General features: G+C 59.0%; 1 protein-coding gene. It reads right to left on the reverse strand.

What is annotated here, in order from left to right; all coding sequences use genetic code 11:
- Window positions 1-217, reverse strand: a 217-nt coding sequence (locus tag HMPREF2554_RS12000) for an MFS transporter (protein WP_141744377.1), incomplete at both ends; no start/stop codon positions are given.

Below are 217 nucleotides of genomic sequence, written 5' to 3' on the forward strand. Positions count from 1 at the left end.
ATCGACTGAGACTGCGAAGTCAACACTGTAGCCGTTGCATACAGCAGGGTGCCCACAACATAGACTTTCCGCGGTCCTTGGCGGTCGGCCCAGCGACCGCTGTTCAGAAGCACAGCGGTGGACGCTAACATGTAGGCGCCCACAACCCACCCCACGGTGCTGTGACCGGCAAGCTCGGAGGCGATCGTCGGCAAACTGACCGTGATAAAATTCTGCA

Source organism: Rothia sp. HMSC071F11, from assembly GCF_001809115.1.
Lineage (GTDB): Bacteria > Actinomycetota > Actinomycetes > Actinomycetales > Micrococcaceae > Rothia > Rothia dentocariosa.